This is a genomic window from Rhizobium sp. AAP116 (assembly GCF_001295785.1).
In the GTDB taxonomy this organism is placed as follows: domain Bacteria; phylum Pseudomonadota; class Alphaproteobacteria; order Rhizobiales; family Rhizobiaceae; genus Allorhizobium.
The window spans coordinates 239448-266091 of sequence record NZ_LJIB01000011.1; the positions used below are offsets into that span (position 1 = coordinate 239448).

The following is a 26644-nucleotide window of genomic DNA, read 5'->3' on the forward strand; positions in this document are numbered from 1 at the left end:
AGAGTGTCCTGTCCTATTACCTGTCACGCCTCGGCAGGCGCCGCCGCTCTATAGCCAGTCGCAGCGCCTTTGACCATAGCGGGGCAGGTCCGCTCAGCGCCAGTGGCGCCCCTCGGTCGCAAGCCCGAAATCCGAAGGTGCCGTCGCAAAGGCGGCAAGGCCATGCAGGGCCGCCTGCGGATGGGTCACGACAAAGGTCGGAATGCTGTGCAGCAGAGCCTGATGCGGCGCCTTGTCCTCGAAGGCGGCGCGGAATTCGCCGCTCTGCAGCGCCGGCAGGATTTTCGGCGATATGCCGCCGGCGAGGAACACGCCGCCCTTGGCCATGAAGATCAGGGCTAGATCGCCGGCAACCCGACCGAGATAGGTTGCAAACAGGCTGAGCGCCTCGCCCGCCAGCGCATCTGCCCCGGCAATACCGGCAGACGAAACCTGTGCCGGATCCTCGTAACGCGGCGTCAGGTTCCCCTCCGCCTTGCAAAGCGCACGGTAGACATTCATCAGGCCGCGCCCGGAGAGCAGTTCTTCCGCCGAGATGCGGCCAAGCGATGCGTTGGGGTCGCGCACAGGAGTGAGATGCGGCCAGATCTGATGATCGCGGAGGGTGCGCGGGCCGACATCGACATGCCCGCCTTCGCCTGGAACCGGAAACCACATGTCGCGCGCCCGGACCAGACCGGCAACGCCGAGCCCTGTGCCGGGGCCGAGCACGACGCGTGAGCCGAGCGGGGCCTCGCTGAGCGAACCGAGATGCTGCCGGTCGTCGACGCCGAGGGTCGCCGCAGCCAGCGCCTGAGCCTCGAAATCATTGAGCAGCAGCACTTCGGCGAAGCCGAGATCAGCCATCAGCACCTTGGGGCGCACCACCCAGGGGCAGTTGGTGAGCGGCACTTCGTCGCCCTTGATCGGGCCAGCCAGCGCCAGGATCAGCGACCGAGGCTTGTGGCTGGTCGTCTCCAGAACACTCGAGCGGATAGCATCGTCGATTGTGGCGAAATCCTTGTTCACCACATTGGGGAAGCTGATCTTCTCGCCGCTTTCGTCAAGCAGGATCCAGAAGCGCGCATTGGTGCCGCCGATGTCACCGATCAGGATCGGAAAGGGGAGGGTGTCGTTGCGATGTGTCTGGGCCATGGTCTGTCCGGTCTTGGGCCCTGCTGCTCAGGCAGTCAGGGTCTGCATCAGGATGTCGGCGGTTGCGAGGTTCAGCGCCATCGGAATGTCATAGACGGTCGCCAGCCGCATTAGCGCTTTGACATCCACATCATGGGGCATGGGAGTCAAGGGGTCGACGAAGAAGACGAGCATGTCCACTTCACCTGTCGAGATCAATGCGCCGATCTGCTGGTCTCCGCCGAGCGGACCGCTTTTCAGCCGCGTCACATCGAGCTCCGGTACAGCATCCTTGATCCGTCCGCCCGTCGTGCCGGTCGCCACGATCCGCCATCCCATGAGCTTTGCCTGGTGACGCCGGGCGAAATCCGCCATGTCGTCCTTCTTCTGGTCATGCGCGATCAGGGCGATGCAACGGGTGCGGCTCACAAGGGGACCCCAGCTGATTTAAATCGATTTGATAGACCCATCTAGCGCAGCCAGGATCACTTGAAAAGCACCCTGCGGAACCTCGCCTTCACCAACCGGCCGGCCGAGCGGGGGGAACCGGAACGATGGTGGGCAATTCGAAAGGCTCAGCCATCGTCGCGACCGGCGGTGCCGCGAACGCCGACGCAGCGCTGCCGGGCATCGACCCACCCGCTGCCTGATAGGTCACCTCGTACTCGCTCGACGGTCCACGCGCGTCGAGAACCAGGGCGCAGGCCTTGGGGAGATCGGCGACCTGCATGGCTCGGGGCTTCGGCGCTGGCTTTGCGTTGGGGTCTTTCTTCGGTGCTGCCCAAGGCTCCTTGGTGAACCACCAGGCCAGCGACTTGTCGCAGCCGTCGCCGGGCGGCACGGCCGCCTGCGGCTTGCAGCCACTTGCCCCATCGGGGCAGCGCATGCGGATATGAAAATGCGCGTCATGGCCATAGATCGGCCGGATCTTGCCGAGAACGGCGCGGTCACCCGTCCAGGTGTCGCAGAGCTTCTTCTTGATCGCCGGATTGACGAAGATGCGCTCGACCTGCGGATAGCTCGCGGCCTGCACGACGAGGCGTGCGTGGGTATTGGTCCAGAGCCGCTTGTCGACGGTCAGGAACTTGTCCTTCTCCAGCATGGAGGTGAACGGCAGATCCTCGCGCTGCTGCGGGGAAAGCGCATTGGCGGGCTTCGGCGTGAACCAGATATCGGCATCAAGCCCTATCTGATGCGAGGCATGGCCTGAAAGCATCGGCCCGCCGCGCGGTTGCGAGATGTCGCCGATCAGGATGCCCGAGCCCCAGCCGAGCTGCACTGCATCTTTTGAGAAACGCTCGAGGAGCGTGATCATCTCGGGATGACCCCAGCGACGATTGCGCGACAGGCGCATCGCCTGCCAGGTTGGTCCATCGGTTGGAATGGCGACGGCGCCGGCAATGCACCCCTTGGCATAGGAGCCATAAGGGGAGGGGGCAGCCTTGGCCGGCAGCGCCATGCCGCCGAAGAGCTCCTTGGCCGGACGTCCTTCGGCGGATGCCGTATCGCTGACGACGGTCGCGAATGCGCAGGCAAACGTCAGTGCCATGGCGAGCGGGCGTGCGCCCCTGGTTTTGTTCATCGTGTGCATGTCCCCGGTCGGTCCGGATTCGCTCCCCGCCGGATGGCCGGGTGAATCACAGGTCACTCTAGCCTGAAACGGAATTGGGGTGAATCTGCGGAAGGCCCGGCGCTCACATCTCTGTCAGTCCCCTGTTTTTTGCCTGGTTTTGCCCTATCCTGCTTCGCAACAAAAGCAGATACGGGGAAATAGGCGGATGGATCGCAACAAGTCGAGCTTCGCAATCTGGGGCTTTATGGCAGTCTTGGCGTTTGCGCCGTCTCATGCGATGGCGCAGGAAAACGCAGAGCCGTTCCGCCATGGCGTCTCGCTTCTGGGCGAGCTCAAATATGCGCCCGGCTTTGCCCATTTCGATTACGTCAATCCGCAAGCGCCGAAGGGCGGCACCTTGCGCATGTCGTCGACCGGAACCTTCGACAGCTTCAACCCGGTGCTCGACAGGGGCGAAGCAGCACCCGGCCTGATCAACGTCTTCGATACGCTTCTGAAAGACACGAGTGACGAGATTTCCACCGGCTACGGGTTGCTCGCAGAAGGCGTCTCATTCCCCAAAGACATATCGAGCGCAACCTTCCGTCTCCGCGCCGAGGCCCGCTTCGCTGACGGTGAGCCCGTCAAGCCGGAAGACGTCATTTTCAGCTTTGAGAAGCTCAAGGAATTGAACCCGCTCTACATGAGCTATTACAGCCATGTGGTTGCAGCTGAGAAGACGGGCGATCGTGACGTCACATTCCGCTTCGACCAGAAGAACAACCGGGAACTGCCGATGATCCTTGGCCAGTTCCCGGTTGTCCCGAAGCACTGGTGGGAGGCAAGCGGGGCTGATGGACAGTCTCGGGATATTGGACGGACCACGCTGGAGCCGGTGATGGGGTCGGGGCCCTACAAGATCGCCGAGTTCACGGCTGGCTCGACCATCCGCTACGAATTGCGGGACGACTACTGGGGCAAGGATCTCAACGTCAATCTGGGCTACAACAACTTCAAGAACATCACCTACACGATGTTCGGCGATCGAGACGTCGAGTTCGAGGCCTTCCGTTCCGGCAACACAGACTTCTGGCAGGAGACGCGGGCCGCGCGCTGGGCGACTGGCTTCGATTTTCCGGCCGCACAGGATGGCCGCGTCAAGAAGGAGGAATATGAAAATCCCTTCCGTGCGACGGGCGTGATGCAGGCGCTGGTGCCGAACATGCGGCGCGAGATGTTCAAGGACCAGCGGGTCCGCAAGGCGCTCAACTACGCGCTCGACTTCGAGGAATTGAACCGCACCGTCTTTTACAATGCCTATTTCCGCGTCAGCAGCTTTTTCAACGGAACCGAACTTGCTTCCAGCGGGCTGCCTCAAGGCCAGGAACTCGAACTGCTGACCGCTCTTAAGGAGAAGGTTCCCGCTTCGGTCTTCGATACGCCCTACACGAACCCCGTCGGCGGTTCACCGCAGGCGTCTCGCGACAATTTGCGCAAGGCCGTCGAGCTCTTCAAACAGGCAGGCTATGAACTTCGTGGCAATGCCATGGTCAACGCGCAGACCGGCCAGCCCTTCCGCTTCGAGCTCCTGTTGTCCAGCCCCCAGCTTGAGGTGGTCGCGGTCCCCTACCAACAGCAATTGCGCAAGATTGGGGTGGAAATGTCGGTCCGCACGGTCGATCCCTCGCAATATACCAATCGAACTCGAAGCTTCGATTACGACATGACCTGGACCGTATGGGCTCAGACGCTCAACCCCGGCAACGAGCAGCGCGACTACTGGGGGTCGACATCCGTCAATCGTGAAGGCTCGCAGAATTATGCCGGCATTGCCGATCCGGCTGTGGACGCCCTGATCGAGAAGATCATCTTCCCGGCCGACCGCGCGGAGCAGGTCGCCGCAACCAAGGCCATGGACCGTGTTCTGCTAGCCCATGACTACGTCATTCCGCTCTATTACGGCGGTACGGCACGCTACGCCTTCTGGGACAAGTTCGAGCACCCCGCCGAGCTCCCGACTTACAGCACCGGCTTCCCCTCTATCTGGTGGGCCAAGGCTCCGTGATTCCGGCTCGGGGCTTGCGCCTCTTGTGTGAGACTCTAGGAATGGAGGGAACGAATCGCTGGAAAACGGAGCGGCTGATATTGTCTGACCAAACGAGCCTGGACATCGTGGGCAGATGTGATCCTGAACGGGGGCGCCGCGCATGACCGCTTATATTCTCCGGCGTCTGCTGCTGATGATACCCACAATGATCGGTATCATGGGCATCTCCTTCATCGTTATCCAGTTCGCCCCTGGCGGCCCCGTCGAGCAGGTCATTGCACAGCTCAGCGGCCAGGCTGATGGCGCGGATGCGCGCCTGTCAGGCGGTGGGGACATGCTGGGCCAGTCCGCCGGTGCAGAGGAGGGGGGCTCCCGCTATCGCGGCGCCCAGGGCCTCGATCCGGAACTGATCGCCAAGCTCGAAAAGCAATTCGGTTTCGACAAGCCGCCGCTCGAGCGTTTTCTCGAGATGATGTGGAACTATATCCGCTTCGATTTCGGCGAGAGCTTCTTCCGCAACACCTCGGTTATTGACCTGATCATCGAAAAGCTGCCGGTGTCCATTTCGCTTGGCCTCTGGGTGCTCCTGATCTCCTACGCGATTTCGATCCCGCTCGGCATCCGCAAGGCGGTCGCCGACGGCTCCCGCTTCGATGTCTGGACATCAGGCATCATCGTCGTCGGCTACGCCGTTCCCGGCTTCCTCTTCGGCATCCTTCTGATCGTGCTTTTCGCCGGCGGATCCTTCTTCGACTGGTTCCCGCTCCGCGGCCTCACCTCCGACAATTTCGACCAACTCTCCTGGTGGCAGAAGATCCTCGACTACTTCTGGCATCTCGCTCTGCCGCTCACAGCACTCCTGCTCTCGGCCTTTGCTACGACCACGCTGCTGACGAAGAACTCCTTCATCGACGAGATCAAGAAGCAATATGTCGTCACGGCCCGGGCAAAGGGCCTTGGCGAGCGCCAGGTGCTCTATGGCCATGTCTTTCGCAACGCCATGCTGATCGTCATCGCCGGCCTGCCGGGTGCCTTCATCTCCGCCTTCTTCACCGGCTCGCTGCTGATCGAAAACATCTTCTCGCTCGATGGCCTCGGCCGCCTCGGCTATCTCGCGATCGTCAACCGCGACTATCCGATCGTCTTTGCCACGCTCTACATCTTCTCGTTGATGGGCCTCGTGATAGGCCTGATTTCCGACCTGATCTACACCTGGATCGATCCGCGCATCGATTTCGACCGGAGGGATGTCTGATGTCCGCCGTCGAAACCACCATCATTGCCCCGCCGAAGAAGGGCTGGCTGAATCCAACGAACCGCCGAAGGCTCGAGAACTTCAAGGCGAACCGCCGTGGCTTCTGGTCCTTCTGGATCTTCATGGTTCTGTTCGTGCTCAGCCTGTTTGCCGAGTTCATCGCCAACGACAAACCTGTTATCGCCTCCTACAAGGGCGAAATCCTCTTCCCCGTCATCGTCGACTACCCGGAAGAGAAGTTCGGCGGCTTCCTTGCCGTCACCGATTATCGCTCGCCCTTCATATCCGACGAGATCAACGCCAATGGCTGGATGGTCTGGCCGCCGATCCGCTATTCCTACCGCACGGTCAATTCCGAGGTCCCGCATTCGGCACCAACAGCGCCCTTCTGGCTGATGGACAAGGAGACCCGCTGCGCCGCCTATCCGCTGAAGGCCGAGGATCCGAACTGCGTGCTCGGCAACATGAACTGGCTCGGCACGGATGATCAGGCCCGCGACGTCATGGCGCGCATGATCTACGGCTTCCGCATCTCGATCCTCTTTGGCCTAGTGCTTACGCTTGCCTCCGCTGCGATCGGCGTCACGGCTGGTGCCGTGCAGGGCTATTTCGGCGGCTGGACCGATCTCCTGATGCAGCGCTTCATCGAGATCTGGTCGTCCATGCCGGTTCTCTACATCCTGCTGATCATCGCGGCCATCCTGCCGCCCGGCTTCTTCGTCCTGCTCGGCATCATGCTGCTTTTCTCCTGGGTCGGCTTCGTCGGCATCGTGCGCGCCGAATTCCTGCGCGCGCGAAATTTCGAGTATGTGAATGCGGCCCGGGCGCTCGGCGTTGGCAATTGGACGATCATGTTCCGCCATCTCCTGCCGAACGCCATGGTCGCAACGCTCACCTTCCTGCCTTTCATCCTTTCGGGTTCGATCACCACGCTCACCTCGCTCGACTTCCTCGGCTTCGGCATGCCGCCCGGCTCGCCATCGCTCGGTGAACTGATCGCGCAAGGCAAACGCAACCTCCAGGCCCCCTGGCTCGGCCTCACCGCCTTCTTCACCATGTCGATCATGCTCTCGCTCCTGATTTTCGTCGGCGAAGCCGTCCGCGATGCGTTTGATCCCAGGAAAACCTTCCGATGAGCGCGGGTTCGTCAAAAGACAGCATCTGTGGCATGATGGGCGCAGGCCTGATCAGGAGCGTGATGCGATGAACAAGATCGTCAGAGAGCATTATCCGGTTGAGAATCTGCCTGCCGACCTGAGGGAGGGGTTGGAAGCGGGCGGCACAGTGCGCGTCGTGCTGGAGATGCAAGGCAACGCCCCGAGCCCGGCCAAAACGAGCTTTGAAGAGTTCATGAAAAAAGTAGAGGCCTACCGTCGCCAGGACGACCGCCGCGTTACGGCCGCTGAAGCTGTGGCGCGTATTCGGGAACTTCGCGACGAATGGGACGACTGATGCCGCAACGGCACCAAATCCACCTCGACACGAATGCTGCGATCTTGCTCGTTGAGGGTGATGGCCCTCTACGTGACTTGATGCGAAACTTGACCAGCAAGGCATCATCTCGACCGAGCACGATCTTGTCTACGAGTGCGTTGACCATCTCGGAACTGCTGGTGAAGCCATTGCGCGATGGCGATATGAGGCTCGTTGAAGTCTACAGGGCTTGGGGCTCGGGTCTGCAGATCGTTCCCGTAGCGAGCAGCATTCTGGATACCGCCGCACAATTGCGGGCGCGCCGGAACAGCCTGAAACTGCCAGATGCCATCCATGTCGCATCAGCTCTCGCTGTCGCCACCACGCATTTCTTGACCGATGATCAAGGCATCTCCAACTCTGTGACAAATTCGTCCTCAAAAGAGCCTGACTTGTTTGAAGTTTGCCGCTTGGACGCCCGCTCTCTAACCTCCCTGATCGAAAGCCTCACCGCATGACCGAACCCTTGCTCTCCGTGCGCGATCTTTCCGTCGCCTTCCACCAGGGTGGCCGCGAGAGCCTGGCGGTCGACCGTGTCTCGTTCGACATCCAGCGCGGCGAGATCGTTGCTTTGGTTGGCGAATCCGGCTCCGGCAAATCGGTCTCCGCCGCCTCGGTGCTGAAGCTCCTGCCCTATCCGGCAGCGAGCCACCCATCCGGTCAGATCCTGTTCGACGGACGCGATCTGATGACCGCCAGCGAGCCCGAGCTCCGCGCAGTGCGCGGCAACGACATCACCATGATCTTCCAGGAGCCGATGACCTCGCTCAATCCGCTTCACTCGATCGAGCGGCAGATCAGCGAAATCCTCGCACTTCACCAGGGATTGCAAGGCGCATCCGCCCGCGCCCGCGTGCTCGAACTTCTGCACCAGGTTGGCATCCGCGAGCCGGAGAAGCGGCTGACCGCCTTCCCGCATGAACTCTCGGGCGGCCAGCGCCAGCGCGTGATGATCGCCATGGCACTTGCCAACAGGCCGAAGCTTCTCATCGCCGATGAGCCGACCACAGCCCTCGACGTCACAGTCCAGGCCCAGATCCTCGAACTCTTGGGCCGCCTCAAGTCCGAGCACGGCATGTCGATGCTGTTCATTACCCATGATCTCGGCATCGTCCGCAAGTTCGCCGATCGCGTCTGCGTCATGACCAAGGGCAAGATCGTCGAGGCAGGTCCCGTCGAGGATATCTTCGAGCGGCCCCAGCATGCCTATACGAAGAAACTGCTCGCCTCGGAGCCGCGCGGCGAACCGCCGGTCCTGGACGAGACAAAGCCTGTTGTCATGCAGGGCGAAGACATCCGTGTCTGGTTCCCGATCAAGGCCGGCTTCCTGCGCCGCACAGTCGATCACGTGAAGGCCGTCGATGGCGTGGATCTCACGCTCCGCGCCGGCCAGACGCTCGGCGTGGTCGGCGAATCCGGCTCCGGCAAGACGACGCTCGGTCTTGCCCTTTCACGCCTCATCTCCTCGAAGGGGCGCATCAGCTTCATCGGCAAGGACATCGATGCCTTCTCCTACAGCGAGATGCGGCCGCTGCGCGATCGCCTGCAGATCGTCTTTCAGGACCCCTTCGGTTCGCTCAGCCCGCGCATGTCCGTCGGCGAGATCATCGCGGAAGGTCTGAAGGTTCACGAAAGGCAGCTGACGGCAGAAGAGCGCGACAGCCGCGTTGCATGGGCGCTGGAGGAAGTCGGCCTCGACCCCGCCACCCGCTGGCGCTACCCACATGAATTCTCCGGCGGCCAACGCCAACGCATCGCGATCGCCCGCGCCATGGTGCTGAAACCCCGTTTCGTCATGCTCGATGAACCCACCTCCGCCCTCGACATGACCGTCCAGGCCCAGGTGGTCGATCTCCTTCGTGATCTTCAGGCCAAACACGACCTCGCCTATCTCTTCATCAGTCATGACCTGAAGGTCGTGAAGGCGCTGGCCAATGAGCTGATCGTCATGCGCGGCGGCAAGGTGGTGGAGACAGGTCCGGCCGCAGAGGTCTTCGCCGCCCCCAAGGCCGACTACACCCGCGCCCTGATGGCCGCCGCCTTCAATCTCGAAGCCGTCGAAGCCGGCGGCATCCGCCAATAATGTGAGTCTGCAATGTCCGAAAAACGCCCCGTCGTCGTCGATCTCCGCTTTGCGCGCGAAAGCGTCGTCAATGCTCTTCACTCGGCCTTCCCCGATCGTCCGGTTATCGACATGGGTGACCCGGCGCATGCGGACCGAGACCTATCGGATGCCGAATTCGCCGTGGTCTGGAAACCGGATCCGGCCCTCTTTCGTCGTGCGACCGGGCTCAAGGCCATCTTCTCCGGCGGTGCCGGTGTCGATCACATCCTCTCGGCCTACGAGCTACCGGACCTCCCCATTGTTCGCTTCGTCGATCGCAGCCTGACGGACCGCATGAGCGAATGGGTCGTCTGGCAATGCCTCCATCATCTGCGCAACGGTATTGCCTATGCTGGCCAGCAGCAGCATCGCGTCTGGCATGAGATTGCCGATCAACCGGAAGCCCGGGATGTCACGGTCGGCGTGATGGGCCTCGGGGTCTTGGGCGCAGATGCCGTTCACAAGCTCAAGATCATCGGCTTTAATGTCATAGGCTGGTCTCGTCGCGAAAAAGAGATCGATGGCGTCGAAACCTTCGATGCAAACGGGCTCGACGCCTTCCTCGGCCGCACCGATATCCTGGTCGGCCTGCTGCCGCTGACGGACGATACACGCGGCATCTACGACCGCGCTCTGTTTTCCAGGCTGCGTCGCTCCGGCCCCCTGGGCGGTCCAATCTTTCTCAATGCCGGTCGCGGCGGGAGCCAGAAGGAAGCAGAGCTGGTCGAATGCCTCAAGGACGGCACGCTGAAGGCGGCGTCCCTCGATGTGTTCGAAAAGGAGCCGCTCGATTCCGACAGCCCGCTTTGGTCGATGCCGAACGTGATCGTGACGCCCCACGCCGCAGCCGCCTCCGATGTTCGTGCGCTCTTCTGCCATGTCGAAGCGCAGATCGGCCTGTTCGAGGCTGGCAAGCCCCTTGAATTCGTTGTCGACCGGACAGCTGGTTACTAGCCGCCCGAGAATTGCGGGAACAAACCCGCTGGAGCTCCCGTTTCCCCTGAGAATTCGCGCTTTGCGCGCCTCAGGACACAGGGAGCAACGACATGAGCAGCCGAACCGATCTTCCAGACACGACCGACCGCCGAACGCGGGGCCTGAAGCCGGAACCGATGACGCCGACGGATGCGCGTCAGGGCTCTAAAGGCAAACCGGTCCTCATCGTGCTGCTCGGCGGGCTGATCCTCGCCATGCTCGTCTGGATCCCGGCCGAATGGTGGGGCAATTCGATTGCACCGAGTGAGCCAGCAAATCAGCCGGTCGAGCAGACGGCCCCGTCGCCGAGCGAGAACAACGGCCAGGGTCAGATCGTGCCGGAGTCCAGCCCGACACCCAGCCAGTAATACGGTTAAATCTTGCGGAGAGCGGCGTAATGGCGCTCTCTGGACATTCCTCCGGTGATTGCCGATAACTGCAGCGGAAACGGCCGAAGCGTTTCGGCCGTCCCCCGCAGTCCCCCTGCGGATGGCAAGGCAATCGATCATGACCAAGACAGATATCGCGACCAGGGTTTACAATCATGCCTGGAAGCTCGATCCCATCATCCGCAGCCTGATCGATACGGACTTCTACAAACTGCTGATGCTCCAGATGATCTGGAAGCTCTATCCGCAGGTGAACGCGACCTTCACGCTCATCAATCGCACGACCTCGGTCAGGCTCGCCGACGAGATCGACGAGCAGGAGTTGCGCGACCAGCTCGATCATGTTCGTTCGCTGCGGTTGACAAAAAAGGAAATGATCTGGCTGGCCGGTAACACGTTTTACGGTCGCGCTCAGATCTTCGAGCCTGAATTCCTCGCCTGGCTCGGCAATCTCCAGCTCCCTGAATACGAACTTTCCAAGCGCGATGGCCAATACGAATTGACCTTCCACGGTTCCTGGATGGAAACCACGCTGTGGGAAATTCCGGCGCTTGCCATCATAAACGAGCTGCGCTCGCGGGCCGCCATGCGCTCGCTCGGCTATTTCACTCTCGACGTGCTCTATGCGCGTGCCAAGGCCAAGATGTGGTCGAAGGTCGAGCGCCTAGGCGAATTGCCGGGTCTGCGCATTTCCGACTTCGGCACCCGCCGCCGGCACAGCTTCCTCTGGCAGCGCTGGTGCGTGGAAGCCTTGAAGGAAGGTATCGGCCCGGCCTTCACCGGCACGAGCAATGTGCTGCTTGCCATGGATTCCGATCTCGAAGCCGTCGGTACCAATGCGCATGAATTGCCGATGGTCGTTGCAGCACTGGCAAAGACCGATGAGCAACTGGCCGCAGCCCCTTATCAGGTGTTGAAAGACTGGAATCGCCTCTACGGCGGCAATCTGCTGATTGTTTTGCCTGATGCTTACGGCACCACGTCCTTTCTCCAGCATGCACCGGAATGGGTCGCCGACTGGACCGGTTTCCGACCGGATAGCGCGCCCCCGATCGAAGGCGGCGAGAAGATCATCGAATGGTGGAAGAAGATGGGCCGCGATCCGCGCAAGAAGCTCCTGATCTTCTCGGACGGTCTGGACGTCGACGCGATCATCGACACCTACCGCCATTTCGCCGGCCGCGTTCGCATGTCCTTCGGCTGGGGTACCAATCTCACCAATGATTTCGCCGGCTGCGCGCCGGTGGAGATCGCTGGCCTAAAGCCGATTTCCATTGTCTGCAAGGTCTCGGAAGCCAACGGTCGCCCGGCGGTCAAGCTTTCCGACAACCCGCGCAAGGCGACCGGGGATCCGCAGGAAGTCGAGCGTTACCTCCGCTTCTTCGGCTCTCAGGACCGCGTCGAGCAGGCTGTTCTCGTCTGACGGTCGGTTGCACTGATGCTTTAGCAGTCTTGCATCCGCCGCCTTCGCCATGCAGTCTGGGACTGCGGGAGGGAGCCCGCGATCTGCAAGGGAGGACGACCGGATGGACATGCAAGGCAGCGAGCGCATCGAGGCGCCGGTGGAAACCGTCTGGCGTGCGCTGAACGATCCCGAAATCCTCAAGCAGTCCATTCCAGGCTGCGAAAGCCTGGAAAAGACCTCTGACAGTCAGATGGCCGCCAAGGTTGTTCTGAAGATCGGGCCGATCAAGGCGAAGTTCGAAGGGGCCGTCGAGCTGCACAATCTCAATCCGCCGCATTCCTACACGATTTCAGGCGAAGGCAAGGGTGGCCTTGCCGGTTTTGCCAAGGGTGGTGCAGATGTGACCCTGACAGAGGAAGAGGACGGAGCGACCTTGCTCACATACACGGTAAAGGCCGAGGTCGGCGGCAAGATCGCCCAGCTGGGTAGCCGTCTGATCGAATCGACCTCGAAGAAGCTAGCCGGCGAGTTTTTCTCGAACTTCAATTCCGCAGTGACCGGTGGGGTCGAGACTGACGCTTGACGGATGACGCAGGATCGGGTGAAAGCCCGGCACAAGGAAGCGGCGGCATCGTGGAACCAGCCGAGATGATTCGGCCTTAAGGGGACATGATGATGAACGAAGGACCTGACCAGTATTTCGAGCAGCAGGACATGGCGGTCAAGCTGATGCTTCTCGAGAACAAATCCGACGAACTGACGGACATCCTGGTTGAAGCGCTGCAGGATGCGCTGAAGCTCCTCGAGGAAGAACTCGCGACCGTCCACTGATAGAGACCAGTCGGTCGATCAGAACCTGTCGGAGACCTGGATCCCTGCGGGGCCCAGAATGACGGCGATCAGCACCGGCAGAAAGAACAGGATCATCGGAACGGTGAGCTTCGGCGGAAGGGCTGCTGCCTTTTTCTCCGCTTCGTTCATGCGTTCGTCGCGTCCCTCTTGCGCAAGCACGCGCAGAGCTTGCGCGACAGGTGTACCGTATCGGTCGGCCTGAATGAGCGCCTGAACCACGTTCTTGACGCCGTCGAGCTGCGTGCGTGTGCCAAGATTTTCGAGCGCCTGGCGGCGGTCGGGAAGAAATGAAAGTTCGGCCGTGGTCAGCACCATTTCCTCGGCGAGTTCGGGCGACTGCTCACCGATCTCGTCCGATACGCGCCGCATTGCAGCCTCCAGCGAGATACCCGATTCCACGCAGATCAGCATGAGATCCAGCGCATCCGGCCAGGCGCGCTTGATTGACTGCTGGCGTTTTGTGATGCGGTTCGAAACGTAGATGTTCGGCAGGTAGAAGCCGAGATAGCCGCCAAGAATGGTGACGAAGAGTCGAATCGGCAGCGCCTTTTCGGCCAGATTGCCGAGCACGAAGATCCAGAAAGCCGTAAGAGCGAGTGTTCCGAACGGCAATAGGAAACGCGCCACGAGGAACATGTTCAACGCGTTTTGTGATCTCAGGCCTGCAGCCTTCAGCTTGTCGACCGTGTTGTCGTCCACCAGCGCCTTGCGCAGGTTGAACCGTTCAACGATATGCCGCACCGACTTGTTGTTCGTCGCTCTGAGTGATGCCCGGCTCTGGGCAACTTCGGCGTTAAGTTTTGCCCGCTCCCGTGCGCGGATCAGGTCGCGCTCGGTCGAGACAGCACGCATGCGCTTGTTCAGATCGCCACGTTCCAGATAGGGCATGGCGAAGGTGTAGAACGTGCCGAACACCGCGAGCCCCACGAGAACGGCGATCAGCAGCGTCGGATCTGTCAGTTGTGCGGCCCAGTCTTCCGTCATCGCCCGCTCCTCAGATCTCGAAGTTGATCATGTTGCGCATGACCAGAAGGCCGATGCTCATCCAGACAGCCGAGACGCCGAGGATCAGGTGTCCGCGGGAATCCGTGAACAGGATCATGATGTAGTCCGGCGACGTCAGGTAGACGAGCAGGGCCACGATAAAGGGCAGTGCGCCAATGATTGCGGCCGATGCCTTCGCTTCCATCGACAGAGCGTTGACCTTGGCCTTCATCTTCTTGCGGTCGCGCAACACGCGCGAGAGGTTGGAGAGCGCTTCGGAGAGGTTGCCGCCCGCCTGGCCCTGGATCGCGACGACGATGGCAAAGAAGCTGACTTCGCTCAGCGGCATGGTCTGATGCATGCGGGCCACGGAATCGGGCACGCTCAGGCCGAGTTGCTGGGACTCGACGATGCGCCGAAACTCCGTTTTGACCGGGTCCTGACCATCCGACGCAATCATCCGGATTGCGTCATTGAGCGGAAGGCCCGAGCGGATGGAACGTGTCATGACGTCGAGCGAATTGGGGAATTCTTCGAGAAACTTCTTCTGGCGACGGCCAACGAGAAACCCGACGAACCAGCGGGGTAGGCCGAAAGCGGCGACGAATGTAGCACCTGCGATCACCAGCGGTCCCATGCCCGCAAGGAACGTCACCGCCAGTACGACCAGTCCTATCAGGACGCTCACCATATAGAACTGGGACAGGGAAATCGCCAGGCCCGATTGCACCAGCTTCGCCTTCAGGCTGGCGGCATTGGCCTTCTTGGTCTTGTCCTGCTGTTGTTTCTTCTCGAGTTCCTTGAGCGAGTCCTGCACCGATTTGCGTCGCTTGGAAATCTCCTGCACGCGGTCGCGGGCAGCCTTCATCTGGTTGGTGTCGGTTTCGGCAGACCGCACGCGGTTGATGCGGGTTGCCGTCTTTTTCTCGGTCTCGATCTTCGAATAGAGCACACCATAGGCGATCGCGCCTGTCGAGACGGCCGCGAGGAGGACAATGGCCAGAATGGTAGGATCGATGCCGAACATGCTGGTCAGATCCCCTTGGACTTCTGTTCCATCGCGTCGAGTGCTGCCGCCAGGCGACGATCTTCGTTGTAATAACGCGCACGATCCCAGAAATGCGGCTTGCCGATACCGGTCGACATGTGCCGGCCGATGATCTTGCCGTTGGCGTCCTCGCCGTCCATCTCGTAGCGCATCAGGTCCTGGGTGATGATCACGTCGCCTTCCATCCCGATTACCTCGGTGATGTGGGTGATGCGGCGCGAACCATCACGCAGACGTGCTGCCTGGATGATGACGTCGATAGAGCCGGAGATGATTTCGCGCACGGTTTTGGCTGGCAGCGAGAAGCCGCCCATGGCAATCATCGATTCCATACGGCTGAGGCATTCGCGCGGTGTGTTGGCGTGGATGGTGCCCATTGATCCGTCGTGACCTGTGTTCATCGCCTGAAGAAGGTCGAAAACCTCAGGTCCGCGCACTTCACCGACGATGATGCGTTCTGGGCGCATACGCAGGCAGTTCTTGACGAGGTCACGCATGGTGATTTCGCCTTCGCCTTCAATGTTCGGCGGGCGCGTTTCCAGACGTACGACATGCGGCTGCTGCAGCTGCAGTTCGGCCGTGTCTTCGCAGGTGATGATACGCTCGTCGGTGTCGATGAAGCCCGTCAGGCAGTTCAGAAGCGTCGTCTTACCCGAGCCGGTACCGCCCGATATGACCACGTTGCAGCGGACGCGGCCGATGATCTGCAACACTTCTGCGCCTTCCGGCGTGATCGCGCCGAACTTGACCAGCTGGGCGAGGTTCAGCTTGTCCTTCTTGAACTTACGAATGGTAAGCGCCGGACCGTCGATGGCCAGCGGCGGGGCGATGACGTTGACACGGCTGCCGTCGGGCAGACGGGCGTCGCAGATCGGGCTCGATTCGTCCACGCGACGACCGACCTGGCTGACGATGCGCTGGCAGATCGAGAGGAGCTGCGAATTGTCGCGGAAGCGGATTTCCGATTCGATCGTCTTGCCGCCGACTTCGATGAAGGTCTGCCCGGCACCGTTGACCATGATGTCGGCGATGTCGTCGCGGGCCAGCAGCGGCTCGAGCGGGCCGTAACCCAGAACGTCGTTGCAGATATCCTCGAGCAGCTCTTCCTGCTCGGAGATCGACATCGCGAAATTCTTGATCGTGATGATGTCGTTGACGATGTCGCGGATTTCTTCACGCGCGCTTTCGCCGTCGAGCTTGGCGAGCTGCGACAGATCGATAGTGTCGATGAGCGCGGAGAACACCTGGCTCTTGGTGTCGTAATAGTCTTCTGTCCGCGGCGGTTTCTTGCGGCCGGGCGTCTGCATCGACGGCGGCGTCACCTGCTGACGCGTGCTGACCTCCGGGCTGCCGGGTTCGATGAGCGTGCTGGAGCGTGCCGCGGGCGCAGCAGCAGCCGGCTGTGTCGGGATCGTGCCGACGCCCGCCCCGCCCTTGCCGAAACCGTCGTTTCCGCGTTTGCCAAACATGAGCTCTACCTGTTCCTGTTAGCGGTCTACTTCTTGCGCAGCTTTTCGATGAACGAGCCGAGACCCGCCTTCTTGGGTTTCTTGATCGTGGCCCGGCCCGTCACGAGATGTGCGAGCTGCGAGAATGTCTCCGCCGTCGGAGATTTCCCGTCCATCTCGCTGATCATCCGGCCGCTATTGGCAGCGGTGCCGAAAAGCTGGGCGTCGAACGGGATGATTGCGACCGGATCGAGCTCGAGCGGTTCGAAGAAGTCGGATGGCGCGATTTCCGGCCGCTTCGGCATGCCCACCTGATTGAGGATCAGATGCGGCGGCTTGTCCTGCGGCCTCAGCTTCTTCAAGGCGTCGATCATGTTCTTCATGTTGCGCAAATTGGCGAGGTCCGGTGCGCAGGTGATGACGATCTCGTCGACGTCGGAGAGCACAGCACGGGTCCAGTCGGCCCAGGTATGCGGCAGGTCGAGCACCGTCACGGGAGCGCTCCGCTGCAAAACGTCGAGGATCGGCTGGAAGGCGCCGCGCTCGTAGTCGTAACCGCGGTCGAGCATCGACGGGGCTGCGAGCAGGGAGAGGTTCTGGCCGCATTTCGTCAGCAGTCGGTCGAGAAAGACCTCGTCGAGACGCTCCGGCGAAAATACGGCTTCTGCCATGCCCTGGGCCGGATCCTGGTCGAAGTCGATATTCGCGGTCCCGAAAGGCAGATCGAGGTCGGCAAGCACGGTCTCCGTCGAAAACAGCGACGAAATGCCGAAGGCGCAGTTATGCGCGATGGTCGAGGAACCCACGCCGCCCTTGGCGCCGATGAATGCGATGCTGCGGCCGAGCGGCTCGGCCTCCGGGTCGACGAAGATCGAGGCGATGGAACTCATCATGTCGGCCATGGTGAAGGGCGCCACGATGTATTCGGAAATGCCGCTGCGGATCAGTTCGCGGTAGAGCGCGATATCGTTGTGCCGGCCGACGAGGATCACCCGCGAGCTCGGATCGCAGACTTCGGCCAGCGGTGCCAGCTCCGTCATCAGGTCGCGCGGTCCGGCGTCGGTTTCCAGAATGATGAGGTTCGGCGTCGGCGTCGAGGAGAACATGTTCGCGGCAGCGGCGATATTGCCATGCGTGATGCGCATGCTGACACGCGCCATGCGTCGGTCGCCGGCGCATTGCTCCATCGTCCGATGCACGCCTTCGCTGATGCAGAAGGCATGGATCGAGATGCGCGGCAGCGGACGCAGGTTCTCGACGTCGCCTGCGATCACGCTCTCGGAAGCGCTCCGATATCCCTCAGTGGATTCGCCGATGTCATAGTCGATCGCGTTCATGCTCTCATCCTGTCCTCTTGGACCGCAGTCGCATCAATTCGTGGAGGTGTCGGCGCCCCGGCGATAAAGTCCGATCACGGTCGAGCGCCTGGTGGCGTCGATCGGAGCCATGTCGCGGGGGGTGACGAGATCCATCGGATTGGCGATTTGTGCGGCGAGGTTGCTCTGCGTCGCGCAGCCGAAATTGTGATAGTTCTTGTTGCTGAAGGTGTTGTTCTGCAGGTCCTCCGGCCATTCGCCGCAGGGATTTGTCATCGCGGTGATCGCGACATAGCTGATCCTGACAGGGGCCGCATTGCTGTTGGCTTCTGCCTGGTAAGACGTTTCGATGATCTTGTTGGCCGCAACGCCCCGGGTGGTCAGAACCTGGCGGATCTGCTTGCGCATGGCCGACGCCGCGCCAGAGTTCGGCGAGCCGTGCGGCACCATGACCTGGATCGTGCCCGTCGACGCCGACAGATAGTCTGCGGCAAAACCGGCGATCGAATCCTGCACGCCAACCGTCAGTCTGCGGTCGCCGGATGCGATCGGAACATCGAGTGTATGTTCCACTTCGCTTAGCATGATGGGATGTCGCGTGCGGTAGTCGTCGGGGATGGCGGACGTCGTCATCCGGTCCTTCGTGCTGCCGCAACCCGAAAGTGCGACGGCTGTTCCGAGAACGAGGCCGGCGAGGAGGATACGCTGGAATGAATGACCCACTGATGCCATGGCTGGCCGACTTTCCCTGACTTGACGTGCCGAATGTTTCATTTCGATCCTCACGCCGTTCACTTGTAGATGAAGCCGACAGCGCCATGGTACTGGCCGGTCGGTTGGTTGTTCTCGCGGCGGCCATAGACCTTGTTCACCTTGTTCAGGAAGAAGGTCGCGCCGTCGTTTTCCGGGTTGAAATTGTCATCCGGTCGCGACAGGGCGCCGCGTGCAACGGGGCGCACCAGATAGGGTGTCGCGATGATCACGAGTTCTGTCTCGTTGCGCTGGAAGTCCTTGCTGCGGAACAGCGTGCCGAGCACAGGCACCTTGGAGAGACCCGGCAGACCGGACATCGCCTGGCGAATATTGTCCTGAACGAGACCTGCAATCACGATCGAGCCACCGGACGGCAATTCGACGGTGGTCGAGGCCTCGCGCTTGCGGATCGACAGGAAGGTCGAGCCCGGGACCTGGTTGAGAACGTTACCCGTGACCTGCGAGGATTCCCAGGTCGGCTCGGAGACATTGGTCTCGATCTGCAGGCTGATACGACCAGGTGCGAGAACGACCGGGCGGAAGTTCAACTCGATGCCGTAGTCGATGCTCTGCGTCGTGCGTTCGATGGAAATGCCGTCTTCTTCGTCGCTCGACACTTCCTGCGGTCCGGCAAGTCGGAATTCGCCGCCGACATAGAACTTCGCGGGCTCGCCCGAGATTGCGGTCAGGCTCGGTTCGGCCAGCGTGCGCATCACGCCGGCCTGCTCCATGGCATTGATGTAGGTATTGAGCCCGAGGCCGCCGATACCAGCAGAAATCACAGCCGTCCCTGTCGGATCGATGGCATTGCCGAGGTTCGACGGATTGGCATAGCTGATGCCGGTCGATCCGTCGGAGATACTGCCCGAGAAACCGAGCTGCTTCAGCACCTGCCGGCTGACTTCTGCCACAGTGACCTTCAGCGTCACCTGGTCCTCGCCCTCGATGGTCAGGAGATTGACGATCTGCGACGTCTGTCTCTGCTCGGCATAGATCGCCACAGCGCCGTCGCCGCTGCTCTCGCTGGTGGCAGTCGTATTGCGCGTCGTTGCTTCACCGCCCTTGAGGAAAGCCTCCGCAAGGCTGGCTGCACGGGCGGCGTCCTGCGGGGTACGCACGCTGCCTGTCAGGACGATGTTGTCGGAGACGATTTCGACCTTGATGTCGGATTCAGGAATGAAGCGGCGCAGATTGGTTTCAAGACCCGAGATATCGCGCTCGATCTGGATGTCCAGGCTGACGATCTCCTCGCCATTGGCGCCGAAGATGAAGATGTTGGTCTGGCCGACCATCTTGCCGAACAGATAGATGCGGCGCGACGAGCGCGTCACGGCATCGGCCATGACCGGATCTGCCACCAGAATGTCGTGAGCATCTGCGGGCAGGTCGACAACCAGCGCTTTGTTCAGGCCAAGCTTCAAAGACCGGCGAGCGCCCGGACCGGAATTGGTGATGCGCAAGACCGTCTGCTGAGCAGCCTCTGCTGCAGGTACAATAGTTCCGTGGTCAAGAAAGGAGCTCGGAGCGCCAGTGATCGCCATGGCAAAGGCGATGCTTGCGGTCAGCGATACCTTGAGTTTGTGTGTCAGACTGGCCACGATGGGTCTCCACTCATTGCATGGAATTGGCGGTCGATGAGGTCGACTTGACCACCTCGCCAGACTTGATGACCTGGATGATCGGCTGGCCGTCTCCACCGCTGAGCAGATGGTCGGCAGCCGACGTGTCTTCTTCCTGCGCGTCGGCGACCGAACGCAGTGCGAGCGAGAGACGATCTGCCATCTGCTGCGCAACAGCGATGACCTTGGTCTGGTCCGGCGTCAGTTCGAGGGTTGCCGTCGTGCCGATGACGGATTTGGAGCCATCAGGGGCTTCCGCGATCTGCTGGTCGATCGCCAGCACACGAACATTGGAAAGAATGGTCTCCGTCAGGAAATTGTCTTCCTCACCTTTGCGGACCATGATCACGTCGACGCGGTCGTTCGGCAGGATGAAACCGCCGGCGCCGGTGGCCACCGAAATCTCGGTCGAGACGGCCCGCTTGCCGGATGGCAAGAGCGCCGAGAGGATACGGGAAGAGGAATCGGCAATCTTCTCACGCCGCAGCGGCTCGCCTTCGAAGACGGGCAGGCGAACGACGACGCCGGAGAGCTCGGCGATGGCATCCGGCCGCGTCGATGATGTTATGAAGCCATCCACCACGCTGCCTTCCGGCCAGGCCATCCAGCGCATGGAGTTTTCATCGAGGCGGGCACCGACCGGAAGGTTCGCCGCTGAGACGAGCACCTCTACGGTCGGCTCCTTCTCGATGACGGCATCCTGCACGATCACGGTCTGGTTGCCGCTTAGCCGCATGGCAAGCAGACCGGCCATACCGGCAGCCACGACGGCGACGGCGAGTATGATGAGGCGGGCGGGTTTCATGATCGATCCTCGGGCGACGCAATAGGTTCTACCGGCAAGGTTGATCAGGAATTGGTGTACTTATGGTTAATGACCCGCTTACATTTGTAGTTAACGGAAGGTTTCTTCAGTCCTCGTCAGAGCGCTTTCTGAATGGCTGAGACTACAAGCGGTGAACTCGGATAGGCCAGTAGACCTGCTGCGCCAATGGCAATGGCGTAAGGGATCTTGTTGGCGACCATCAAGGTTTGTGGAAGTCGGACGCCGACAGTCGCGAGCTTGTCCCAGTTGGCACGCAGGAGCATGACCAAGATGGTCAGCACACCGCCGAGATATCCCGTATAGACGAGGAACTCGAAGAGAGAGGTGTTGAAACCGAACCAGAGCGCCGCAGCCGTCAGCAGCTTCGCATCGCCGCCGCCCATGACATTGAGCGCAAAAAGGCTGAAACATCCAATGAATACCAGCAGACCCGCCGCCAGATGCCAGCCGAGTTCGATGGCGGATAATCCGCTGAAGGGGGCAATGAGGACGAAGGCGCCGATGAGCAGGAGCGAGATCCAGTTCGGGATCGTCATCTCCAGGAAATCGGTGAGCGCTGCCATAACCAGACAGGCTGGAAGCACGATAAAGACGATCGCTGAATACATGGCCGCTACTCCTCGTCAGCATGCCTACCCAACTTCTATTGAGATTTCGCAAACGAGCTTTGATCTCGGCTCGTGAGGGTGGTGTAAAGCAGAAAGGCCGCCTTTGAAGGCGGCCTTTCAGTGCGGCGATTTTGGCGCCGCTTGCATCAGGACATTAGTTGCCGGCGGCACCAGCTGCGGTCTTGGCGGCGTTCATTTCGCTGCCAATGCTCTGGAAGGTGTTGTTCAGGGCGCCGCCGAGGGTCGTGGCGCCGGTGATCAGGGCGACCGAGATGAGGGCGGCGATAAGGCCGTATTCGATTGCGGTTGCGCCGGACTCGTCCTTGACGAAACGTGCGAAAAGCTTGGTCATGTTATTTCTCCTACTCCGCGAGGTTGATCAGCACTGCCGGCAACTGTTTGCCGTTGCTCGGATGTCGCCAACCTAAGCGGCGGCCTATTGCCATCGGCTTAAGAAAAACGGTTACCAGATCGTGAAACGGCGCAAGCCTCCGGCGTGGTAAATGAATGTTGGCATCGACCGATAAGATGCCGCAGATCTCAGCCAAAACGGCGCATTGTCGGGGGCTTTTCCATCCTCATGACGGGTGCGGCGTTCCAAGGTCTTTCCCCTTGAGAGCAAATGTTAACGCATCTCCTCGCCCGGCTGCGCCCGAATGGCACACATTCGACCAATCCGTCTCTCGAGCCGCAGGCGAAAATTGATAGCCGAGCCGATCGAGTGCTCTGTCTGGCGCTGCAAAAATGCATTTAACCCTTCGTTCACCAAAAGCCGGCATGCTTCCCGCAACATCCCCACGCGCGTATTCAAAGGCACGTTCATGTCCGATCGTCTTCTTGCTGCAGCCGCCGCCATGGCCATGGTCCTGGCCACGCTTTCGTCAGCAACCGTTGTGCATGCGCAAGATGAGGGCATCCTGCGCGTCTATATGAACAGCGCACGGGTGCTGAAGCTGGATCGCCCGGTGAGCAAGGTGATCGTCGGCAATGCCGAGGTTGCCGATGCAACCGTCGCCGACGCACGCACGATTGTCCTGACCGGCCGTTCATACGGCACGACGAACCTTGTCCTGCTGGATGCCGACGGCAATGCCATCGTGGACGAACGCATCCTAGTATCCATCGACGAGGCCAGCACCGTGCGGGTGTTTAAGTCCACCGCGCGCACCGTTCTCTCCTGCACGCCGAACTGCGAAGAACACGCAAAGACCGGCGCTACGCCGTAATACTCTTGAGTTTCGCTTTCAGACGGCGTGGCAAAGTGTAAATATTCGGGAAACGGAAAATCAATATTTGGCTCGTAGCTTCTCCTGAGCTTTGAGGATGAAGAAGGCTATGACCAGCCAGGATATCGATCGAGATCATCACATTGAGCGCCGCAGACCACGCTTCCGGCTGTGGCGCAAGCTTGCGCGATCGAAAGACGGCGCCGCAGCGATAGAATTCGCGATTCTCGCTGTACCCTATTTCCTCATCATCTTCGCGATCATCGAAACCTTCGTCGCTTTCGCTGCCGAGCAGCTGGTGACCAATGCGGTCAACACGCTGGGCCGGCAGATACGCACCGGACAGATCACCTATCAGATGAACCGCCCTGCCACGGACATGGATGTCACCAAATTCCGGGAGGCGTTTTGTGACGAGATAGACATCATGATTCAGTGCTCGGAGGCGGAAATCGCCACGCCGAGCAAACTCTATATCGACGCCCGAACCTTCCCCAAGTTTGCAGACATTCCGCAAACCATCCCGCGTGTCTCGACGGCCAATTTCGCCGACATCGACCCGACGAGCTTCAAGTTCACGCCCGGAGGGCCCGACACGGTCAACATGCTGCGTGCCTATTATCGCTGGCAGGTGATCACCGATCTCGTCCGCCCCTACATCACGACCATCAGACCCGCAGATGGGTCCCTGCCGTCAGACTTCCTCATCGTCGCCACCACCGCCTTCCAGAACGAGAAATATCCATGACCGCGAACGGCAGAGATATGTCCGCGCTGAAACGAAGCATCGCCAGCCTTCGCCAGGGTTGCTTCGGCGTTGTCTGCAATTTGAAGCGCCTGATGGGCGATAGGCAGGGCGTCGGTGGGGTCGAGTTTGCACTCGTCGCGCCGATGCTGATCGTGCTCTATCTGATGGCATTCGAGCTCACCATGGGCTTGAGCGTTGCCAAGAAGGCGTCGATGGCAAGCAGCACGATTGCAGACCTCGTTTCGCGCGAAGAGGCAGTCGACAAGACATTCCTTGCGGGCATGGCGGATGTCTCCGGCGCGATCTTCGTGCCCTATCCGTCGAAAGATCTGCTGATCAACGTCAGCGCGATAAAGATCGATTCGTCGAAAGCGGCGAAAGTCTTGTGGTCCTGGTCGACCACAGGCGTCGCCCCCTATGCCGCCGGCACGGATGCACCCGTGCCCGCTGACATGCTCGTTGCCGATACATTTCTGGTCCGCAGCGAACTCAGCGTCAGCCACGAACTGATGATGTATCTGCCGGGCCTGTCAGGCAGCGAAGCCAAGAACTTGACCATTGCGCGGGAATACTACTTCCGCCAGCGCCTCGGCACCGAAATCAAATGCCAAGGCTGCTGATCTGAGGCGTTTGCCAAGCCTTCGCGCAGGCGTTAAGGATGCGATCGAAGGCCGGCAGAACAACAAACCAGACCCGGCCGTGGTGTTCACATGGCACGTGCTTTCCTTTTCGTTCTCGATTCCTTTGGCATCGGTGGCGCGCCCGATGCGCCCGCCTATGGTGATCATGGCTCCGATACACTCGGCCATATCGCCGAGTTCTGTGCTGCCGGCGCCGGCAATCGCAAGGGGCTGCGGCATGGGCCGCTGGTCGTGCCGAACATGTCGGCACTCGGCCTCATCGAGGCCGCCAGGCTCGCCACCGGCAAGGCGCCCGACGGCATGGCCGTCCCCGAGCGGGTCTTCGGCCTGCATGGTGCGGCAAGCGAAGTCTCGCACGGCAAGGACACGCCCTCTGGTCACTGGGAAATCGCCGGCACGCCCGTGATGTTCGACTGGGGCTATTTTCCGGACGGCGAGGAAGCCTTCCCGGCAGATCTGGTGGAAGCGATCTGCCGCGAAGCGAACCTGCCGGGCATCCTCGGCAATTGCCATGCATCTGGCACCGAGGTCATCGCCCGCTTTGGCGAGGAGCATATCCGCACCGGCCAGCCGATCTGCTACACCTCAAGCGATTCCGTCTTCCAGATCGCCGCCCATGAAACCCATTTCGGTCTCGAACGCCTGCTCGAACTCTGCCAGATCGTGCGAAAGCTTCTTGATCCCTTGAACATCGGCCGCGTCATCGCGCGGCCCTTCATCGGCGAAACGGTTCAGACCTTCGAACGCACCGGCAATCGCCGCGACTATTCCGTACTTCCGCCGGAGCCGACCCTGCTCGACCGCCTCGTCGAGGCCGGTCGCAAGGTGCATGCCGTCGGCAAGATCGGCGATATCTTCGCCCACCAGGGTGTGTCCCGCATCATCAAAGCCAATGGCAACATGGCGCTGATGGACGCGACGCTGAAGGTCATGGACGAGGCCGAAGACGGCGATCTCGTCTTCACCAATTTCGTCGATTTCGACATGCTCTTCGGCCATCGGCGCGACGTGCCGGGTTACGCCGCAGCGCTCGAAGCATTCGACCGCCGCCTGCCGGAGGTCCATCGCAAGCTGAAGCCGGGAGACATGGTTCTCATGACCGCGGACCACGGCTGCGATCCCACCTGGCGCGGCACCGACCACACCCGCGAGCGCGTACCGATCATGTGCTTCGGCCCCGGCGTGCGCTCGCGCAACATCGGTGTGCGCAATACCTATGCCGATATCGGCGAAACCATCGCGGCGCATCTGGGGATCGCCCCCGGCCGCCACGGACGGAGCTTCCTGTGACGAAACGAATGAAGAAGGCTGAACTGCACTGTCATATCGAGGGTGCGGCGCCGCCGGCGCTGGCGCTTGCCCAGGCCGAGAAATACGGCGTTGATCCCACGACCTTCATGCGCGACGGCACCTATGCCTGGAGCGATTTCGCCGAGTTCATCAAGGCCTATGACCGTGTGGCGGCTCTCTTCCGTACGGAAGAGGACTATGCCCTCCTGACCGAGACCTATCTGCGCGAGCTTGCAGCCGTCGATACGATCTACAGCGAGATCATCGTCTCGCCTGACCATGGCGATCGCATCGGTCTCGGCGCCGACACCTATCTCTCCGGCATCACCGCCGGCATTGAGGCCGCCAAGGCTGCGACTGGCATCGAGGCCCGCATCATCGTCACCGGCGAGCGCCATTTCGGCCCGGAAAGCGTCATTGCCGCTGCCGAATATGCCGCCCGCAGCGACAATCCGCTGGTCACGGGTTTCAACATGGCCGGCGAGGAGCGCATGGGCCGCGTGGCGGATTACGCCCGCGCCTTCGACATCGCCCGCGAGGCTGGCCTCGGCCTCACCATCCATGCCGGTGAGGTCTGCGGCGCCTTCAGCGTCACCGATGCCCTCGACCTCGTCAAACCCGCTCGTATCGGCCACGGCGTCCGCGCCATCGAGGATCCGGAACTCGTCCGCCGCCTCGTTGATCTCGGCACCGTGCTGGAAGTCTGCCCGGGCTCCAACATTGCGCTCAAGGTCTTCCCCGATTTCGCCAGCCATCCGCTCAAGAAGTTCCACGAGGCCGGTGTGAAGGTCTGCATTAGTTCCGACGATCCACCCTTCTTCGGTACATCACTTGCCCAGGAATACGACTGGGCGTCGAGCGAATTCGGCTTTACCGATGCCGAGATCGACGGCATGACGCGCACAGCCATCGAGGCCGCTTTCGTCGACGAGGAGACGCGAGCGCGGCTTCTCGCCCGTCTTTGATGCTACG

General features: G+C 61.0%; 28 protein-coding genes. 16 read left to right on the forward strand and 12 right to left on the reverse strand.

The genetic code is table 11. The features are described 5' to 3' along the window. Positions 1–93 precede the first annotated feature (93 nt). The 3 genes from IP85_RS09470 to mepA all read right to left on the reverse strand — a co-directional run bounded on the left by IP85_RS09470 (position 94) and on the right by mepA (position 2662). Positions 94–1134 (reverse strand): glucokinase, encoded by a 1041-nt coding sequence (locus IP85_RS09470; RefSeq protein ID WP_054149415.1) that lies wholly within the window; start codon positions 1132–1134, stop codon positions 94–96. A gap of 27 nt (positions 1135–1161) precedes the next feature. Continuing rightward, the gene (locus IP85_RS09475; protein WP_054149416.1) at positions 1162–1542 is read right to left on the reverse strand and encodes a methylglyoxal synthase; all 381 of its coding nucleotides are present in this window, start codon (positions 1540–1542) and stop codon (positions 1162–1164) included. A gap of 88 nt (positions 1543–1630) precedes the next feature. Further along, positions 1631–2662 carry a penicillin-insensitive murein endopeptidase gene (gene mepA / locus IP85_RS09480; protein ID WP_082347640.1) on the reverse strand — a complete coding sequence of 344 codons (1032 nt, stop codon included), beginning with the start codon at positions 2660–2662 and terminating at the stop codon, positions 1631–1633. A gap of 268 nt (positions 2663–2930) precedes the next feature. Here mepA and IP85_RS09485 point away from each other — a divergent pair, with 268 nt between their 5' ends. The 11 genes from IP85_RS09485 (at position 2931) to IP85_RS22385 (ending at position 13144) form a co-directional block, all read left to right on the forward strand. Next, positions 2931–4730, forward strand: a complete 1800-nt coding sequence (locus IP85_RS09485; RefSeq protein WP_054149517.1) for an extracellular solute-binding protein — start codon at positions 2931–2933, stop codon at positions 4728–4730. A 142-nt stretch (positions 4731–4872) separates the two neighbouring features. Further along, positions 4873–5967, forward strand: a complete 1095-nt coding sequence (locus IP85_RS09490; protein ID WP_054149417.1) for a microcin C ABC transporter permease YejB — start codon at positions 4873–4875, stop codon at positions 5965–5967. Further along, a complete protein-coding gene (locus IP85_RS09495) occupies positions 5967–7103 on the forward strand; it encodes an ABC transporter permease (protein WP_054149418.1) in 1137 nt (378 codons plus the stop codon). Before IP85_RS09490 ends, IP85_RS09495 begins: the two co-directional genes overlap by 1 nt. 67 nt (positions 7104–7170) lie before the next feature. After that, positions 7171–7419, forward strand: coding sequence for a hypothetical protein (locus IP85_RS09500; RefSeq protein ID WP_054149419.1), 249 nt, complete (start codon positions 7171–7173; stop codon positions 7417–7419). Beyond that, entirely contained in the window at positions 7419–7898 is a 480-nt protein-coding gene (locus IP85_RS09505) for a PIN domain-containing protein (RefSeq protein ID WP_054149420.1), read from the forward strand. Before IP85_RS09500 ends, IP85_RS09505 begins: the two co-directional genes overlap by 1 nt. Continuing rightward, positions 7895–9523: an ABC transporter ATP-binding protein gene (locus IP85_RS09510; RefSeq protein WP_054149421.1), complete on the forward strand. Its 1629-nt coding sequence runs from the start codon at positions 7895–7897 to the stop codon at positions 9521–9523. The genes IP85_RS09505 and IP85_RS09510 overlap by 4 nt, the downstream gene beginning before the upstream one ends. A 12-nt stretch (positions 9524–9535) precedes the next feature. Beyond that, complete coding sequence (locus IP85_RS09515; protein WP_054149422.1) at positions 9536–10498, forward strand: glyoxylate/hydroxypyruvate reductase A; 963 nt, start codon at positions 9536–9538, stop codon at positions 10496–10498. A 92-nt stretch (positions 10499–10590) separates the two neighbouring features. Further along, the gene (locus IP85_RS09520; RefSeq protein WP_054149423.1) at positions 10591–10887 is read left to right on the forward strand and encodes a hypothetical protein; all 297 of its coding nucleotides are present in this window, start codon (positions 10591–10593) and stop codon (positions 10885–10887) included. A gap of 139 nt (positions 10888–11026) precedes the next feature. Continuing rightward, positions 11027–12331, forward strand: a complete 1305-nt coding sequence (gene pncB / locus IP85_RS09525) for a nicotinate phosphoribosyltransferase (protein WP_054149518.1) — start codon at positions 11027–11029, stop codon at positions 12329–12331. A gap of 103 nt (positions 12332–12434) precedes the next feature. Further along, positions 12435–12896 (forward strand): carbon monoxide dehydrogenase subunit G, encoded by a 462-nt coding sequence (locus IP85_RS09530; RefSeq protein WP_054149424.1) that lies wholly within the window; start codon positions 12435–12437, stop codon positions 12894–12896. A gap of 92 nt (positions 12897–12988) precedes the next feature. Continuing rightward, the gene (locus IP85_RS22385) at positions 12989–13144 is read left to right on the forward strand and encodes a hypothetical protein (RefSeq protein WP_167494934.1); all 156 of its coding nucleotides are present in this window, start codon (positions 12989–12991) and stop codon (positions 13142–13144) included. Positions 13145–13162: 18 nt separating this feature from the next. On the opposite strand, the gene IP85_RS09535 is transcribed toward IP85_RS22385, so the two are convergent. The 9 genes from IP85_RS09535 to IP85_RS09575 all read right to left on the reverse strand — a co-directional run bounded on the left by IP85_RS09535 (position 13163) and on the right by IP85_RS09575 (position 22119). Beyond that, entirely contained in the window at positions 13163–14149 is a 987-nt protein-coding gene (locus IP85_RS09535; RefSeq protein ID WP_054149425.1) for a type II secretion system F family protein, read from the reverse strand. A gap of 10 nt (positions 14150–14159) precedes the next feature. Further along, positions 14160–15176 (reverse strand): type II secretion system F family protein, encoded by a 1017-nt coding sequence (locus IP85_RS09540; RefSeq protein ID WP_054149426.1) that lies wholly within the window; start codon positions 15174–15176, stop codon positions 14160–14162. 5 nt (positions 15177–15181) lie between these two features. Continuing rightward, positions 15182–16666 (reverse strand): CpaF family protein, encoded by a 1485-nt coding sequence (locus tag IP85_RS09545; RefSeq protein WP_054149427.1) that lies wholly within the window; start codon positions 16664–16666, stop codon positions 15182–15184. A 26-nt stretch (positions 16667–16692) separates the two neighbouring features. Beyond that, on the reverse strand, positions 16693–17982 hold the full coding sequence (locus tag IP85_RS09550; protein WP_054149428.1) for a CpaE family protein: 1290 nt from the start codon (positions 17980–17982) through the stop codon (positions 16693–16695). A 33-nt stretch (positions 17983–18015) separates the two neighbouring features. Beyond that, positions 18016–18693: a CpaD family pilus assembly protein gene (locus IP85_RS09555; protein ID WP_054149429.1), complete on the reverse strand. Its 678-nt coding sequence runs from the start codon at positions 18691–18693 to the stop codon at positions 18016–18018. A 59-nt stretch (positions 18694–18752) separates the two neighbouring features. Next, positions 18753–20255 (reverse strand): type II and III secretion system protein family protein, encoded by a 1503-nt coding sequence (locus tag IP85_RS09560; protein ID WP_054149519.1) that lies wholly within the window; start codon positions 20253–20255, stop codon positions 18753–18755. 70 nt (positions 20256–20325) lie between these two features. Next, positions 20326–21138, reverse strand: coding sequence for a Flp pilus assembly protein CpaB (gene cpaB / locus IP85_RS09565; protein ID WP_054149430.1), 813 nt, complete (start codon positions 21136–21138; stop codon positions 20326–20328). 116 nt (positions 21139–21254) lie between these two features. After that, positions 21255–21767 carry a prepilin peptidase gene (locus IP85_RS09570; RefSeq protein WP_054149431.1) on the reverse strand — a complete coding sequence of 171 codons (513 nt, stop codon included), beginning with the start codon at positions 21765–21767 and terminating at the stop codon, positions 21255–21257. Between the two features lie 154 nt (positions 21768–21921). Then, complete coding sequence (locus IP85_RS09575) at positions 21922–22119, reverse strand: Flp family type IVb pilin (RefSeq protein WP_054149432.1); 198 nt, start codon at positions 22117–22119, stop codon at positions 21922–21924. 502 nt (positions 22120–22621) lie between these two features. Between IP85_RS09575 and IP85_RS09585 the strand changes: the two genes are divergently transcribed. The 5 genes from IP85_RS09585 to IP85_RS09605 all read left to right on the forward strand — a co-directional run bounded on the left by IP85_RS09585 (position 22622) and on the right by IP85_RS09605 (position 26637). Further along, positions 22622–22993 carry a pilus assembly protein N-terminal domain-containing protein gene (locus tag IP85_RS09585; protein ID WP_245280847.1) on the forward strand — a complete coding sequence of 124 codons (372 nt, stop codon included), beginning with the start codon at positions 22622–22624 and terminating at the stop codon, positions 22991–22993. 109 nt (positions 22994–23102) lie between these two features. Further along, positions 23103–23741 (forward strand): TadE/TadG family type IV pilus assembly protein, encoded by a 639-nt coding sequence (locus tag IP85_RS09590; protein WP_054149435.1) that lies wholly within the window; start codon positions 23103–23105, stop codon positions 23739–23741. Next, on the forward strand, positions 23738–24361 hold the full coding sequence (locus IP85_RS09595) for a TadE/TadG family type IV pilus assembly protein (protein WP_245280843.1): 624 nt from the start codon (positions 23738–23740) through the stop codon (positions 24359–24361). Before IP85_RS09590 ends, IP85_RS09595 begins: the two co-directional genes overlap by 4 nt. Before the next feature lie 90 nt (positions 24362–24451). Next, positions 24452–25672, forward strand: coding sequence for a phosphopentomutase (locus tag IP85_RS09600; protein ID WP_054149436.1), 1221 nt, complete (start codon positions 24452–24454; stop codon positions 25670–25672). Continuing rightward, positions 25669–26637 (forward strand): adenosine deaminase, encoded by a 969-nt coding sequence (locus IP85_RS09605; RefSeq protein WP_054149437.1) that lies wholly within the window; start codon positions 25669–25671, stop codon positions 26635–26637. The genes IP85_RS09600 and IP85_RS09605 overlap by 4 nt, the downstream gene beginning before the upstream one ends. The last annotated feature ends 7 nt before the right edge of the window (positions 26638–26644 follow it).

Coding starts and splice junctions, on each gene's coding strand:
- IP85_RS09555 (WP_054149429.1), bottom strand. CDS start 18,693: ATGGCATCAGTGGGTCATTCATTCCAGCGTATCCTCCTCGCCGGCCTC.
- pncB (WP_054149518.1), top strand. CDS start 11,027: ATGACCAAGACAGATATCGCGACCAGGGTTTACAATCATGCCTGGAAG.
- IP85_RS09515 (WP_054149422.1), top strand. CDS start 9,536: ATGTCCGAAAAACGCCCCGTCGTCGTCGATCTCCGCTTTGCGCGCGAA.
- IP85_RS09600 (WP_054149436.1), top strand. CDS start 24,452: ATGGCACGTGCTTTCCTTTTCGTTCTCGATTCCTTTGGCATCGGTGGC.
- IP85_RS09485 (WP_054149517.1), top strand. CDS start 2,931: ATGGCAGTCTTGGCGTTTGCGCCGTCTCATGCGATGGCGCAGGAAAAC.
- mepA (WP_082347640.1), bottom strand. CDS start 2,662: ATGGCACTGACGTTTGCCTGCGCATTCGCGACCGTCGTCAGCGATACG.
- IP85_RS09595 (WP_245280843.1), top strand. CDS start 23,738: ATGACCGCGAACGGCAGAGATATGTCCGCGCTGAAACGAAGCATCGCC.
- IP85_RS09520 (WP_054149423.1), top strand. CDS start 10,591: ATGAGCAGCCGAACCGATCTTCCAGACACGACCGACCGCCGAACGCGG.
- IP85_RS09535 (WP_054149425.1), bottom strand. CDS start 14,149: ATGACGGAAGACTGGGCCGCACAACTGACAGATCCGACGCTGCTGATC.
- IP85_RS09505 (WP_054149420.1), top strand. CDS start 7,419: ATGCCGCAACGGCACCAAATCCACCTCGACACGAATGCTGCGATCTTG.
- IP85_RS09570 (WP_054149431.1), bottom strand. CDS start 21,767: ATGTATTCAGCGATCGTCTTTATCGTGCTTCCAGCCTGTCTGGTTATG.
- IP85_RS09550 (WP_054149428.1), bottom strand. CDS start 17,982: ATGAACGCGATCGACTATGACATCGGCGAATCCACTGAGGGATATCGG.
- IP85_RS22385 (WP_167494934.1), top strand. CDS start 12,989: ATGAACGAAGGACCTGACCAGTATTTCGAGCAGCAGGACATGGCGGTC.
- cpaB (WP_054149430.1), bottom strand. CDS start 21,138: ATGAAACCCGCCCGCCTCATCATACTCGCCGTCGCCGTCGTGGCTGCC.
- IP85_RS09575 (WP_054149432.1), bottom strand. CDS start 22,119: ATGACCAAGCTTTTCGCACGTTTCGTCAAGGACGAGTCCGGCGCAACC.
- IP85_RS09470 (WP_054149415.1), bottom strand. CDS start 1,134: ATGGCCCAGACACATCGCAACGACACCCTCCCCTTTCCGATCCTGATC.
- IP85_RS09530 (WP_054149424.1), top strand. CDS start 12,435: ATGGACATGCAAGGCAGCGAGCGCATCGAGGCGCCGGTGGAAACCGTC.
- IP85_RS09545 (WP_054149427.1), bottom strand. CDS start 16,666: ATGTTTGGCAAACGCGGAAACGACGGTTTCGGCAAGGGCGGGGCGGGC.
- IP85_RS09495 (WP_054149418.1), top strand. CDS start 5,967: ATGTCCGCCGTCGAAACCACCATCATTGCCCCGCCGAAGAAGGGCTGG.
- IP85_RS09490 (WP_054149417.1), top strand. CDS start 4,873: ATGACCGCTTATATTCTCCGGCGTCTGCTGCTGATGATACCCACAATG.
- IP85_RS09590 (WP_054149435.1), top strand. CDS start 23,103: ATGACCAGCCAGGATATCGATCGAGATCATCACATTGAGCGCCGCAGA.
- IP85_RS09585 (WP_245280847.1), top strand. CDS start 22,622: ATGGCCATGGTCCTGGCCACGCTTTCGTCAGCAACCGTTGTGCATGCG.
- IP85_RS09540 (WP_054149426.1), bottom strand. CDS start 15,176: ATGTTCGGCATCGATCCTACCATTCTGGCCATTGTCCTCCTCGCGGCC.
- IP85_RS09510 (WP_054149421.1), top strand. CDS start 7,895: ATGACCGAACCCTTGCTCTCCGTGCGCGATCTTTCCGTCGCCTTCCAC.
- IP85_RS09560 (WP_054149519.1), bottom strand. CDS start 20,255: ATGGCGATCACTGGCGCTCCGAGCTCCTTTCTTGACCACGGAACTATT.
- IP85_RS09500 (WP_054149419.1), top strand. CDS start 7,171: ATGAACAAGATCGTCAGAGAGCATTATCCGGTTGAGAATCTGCCTGCC.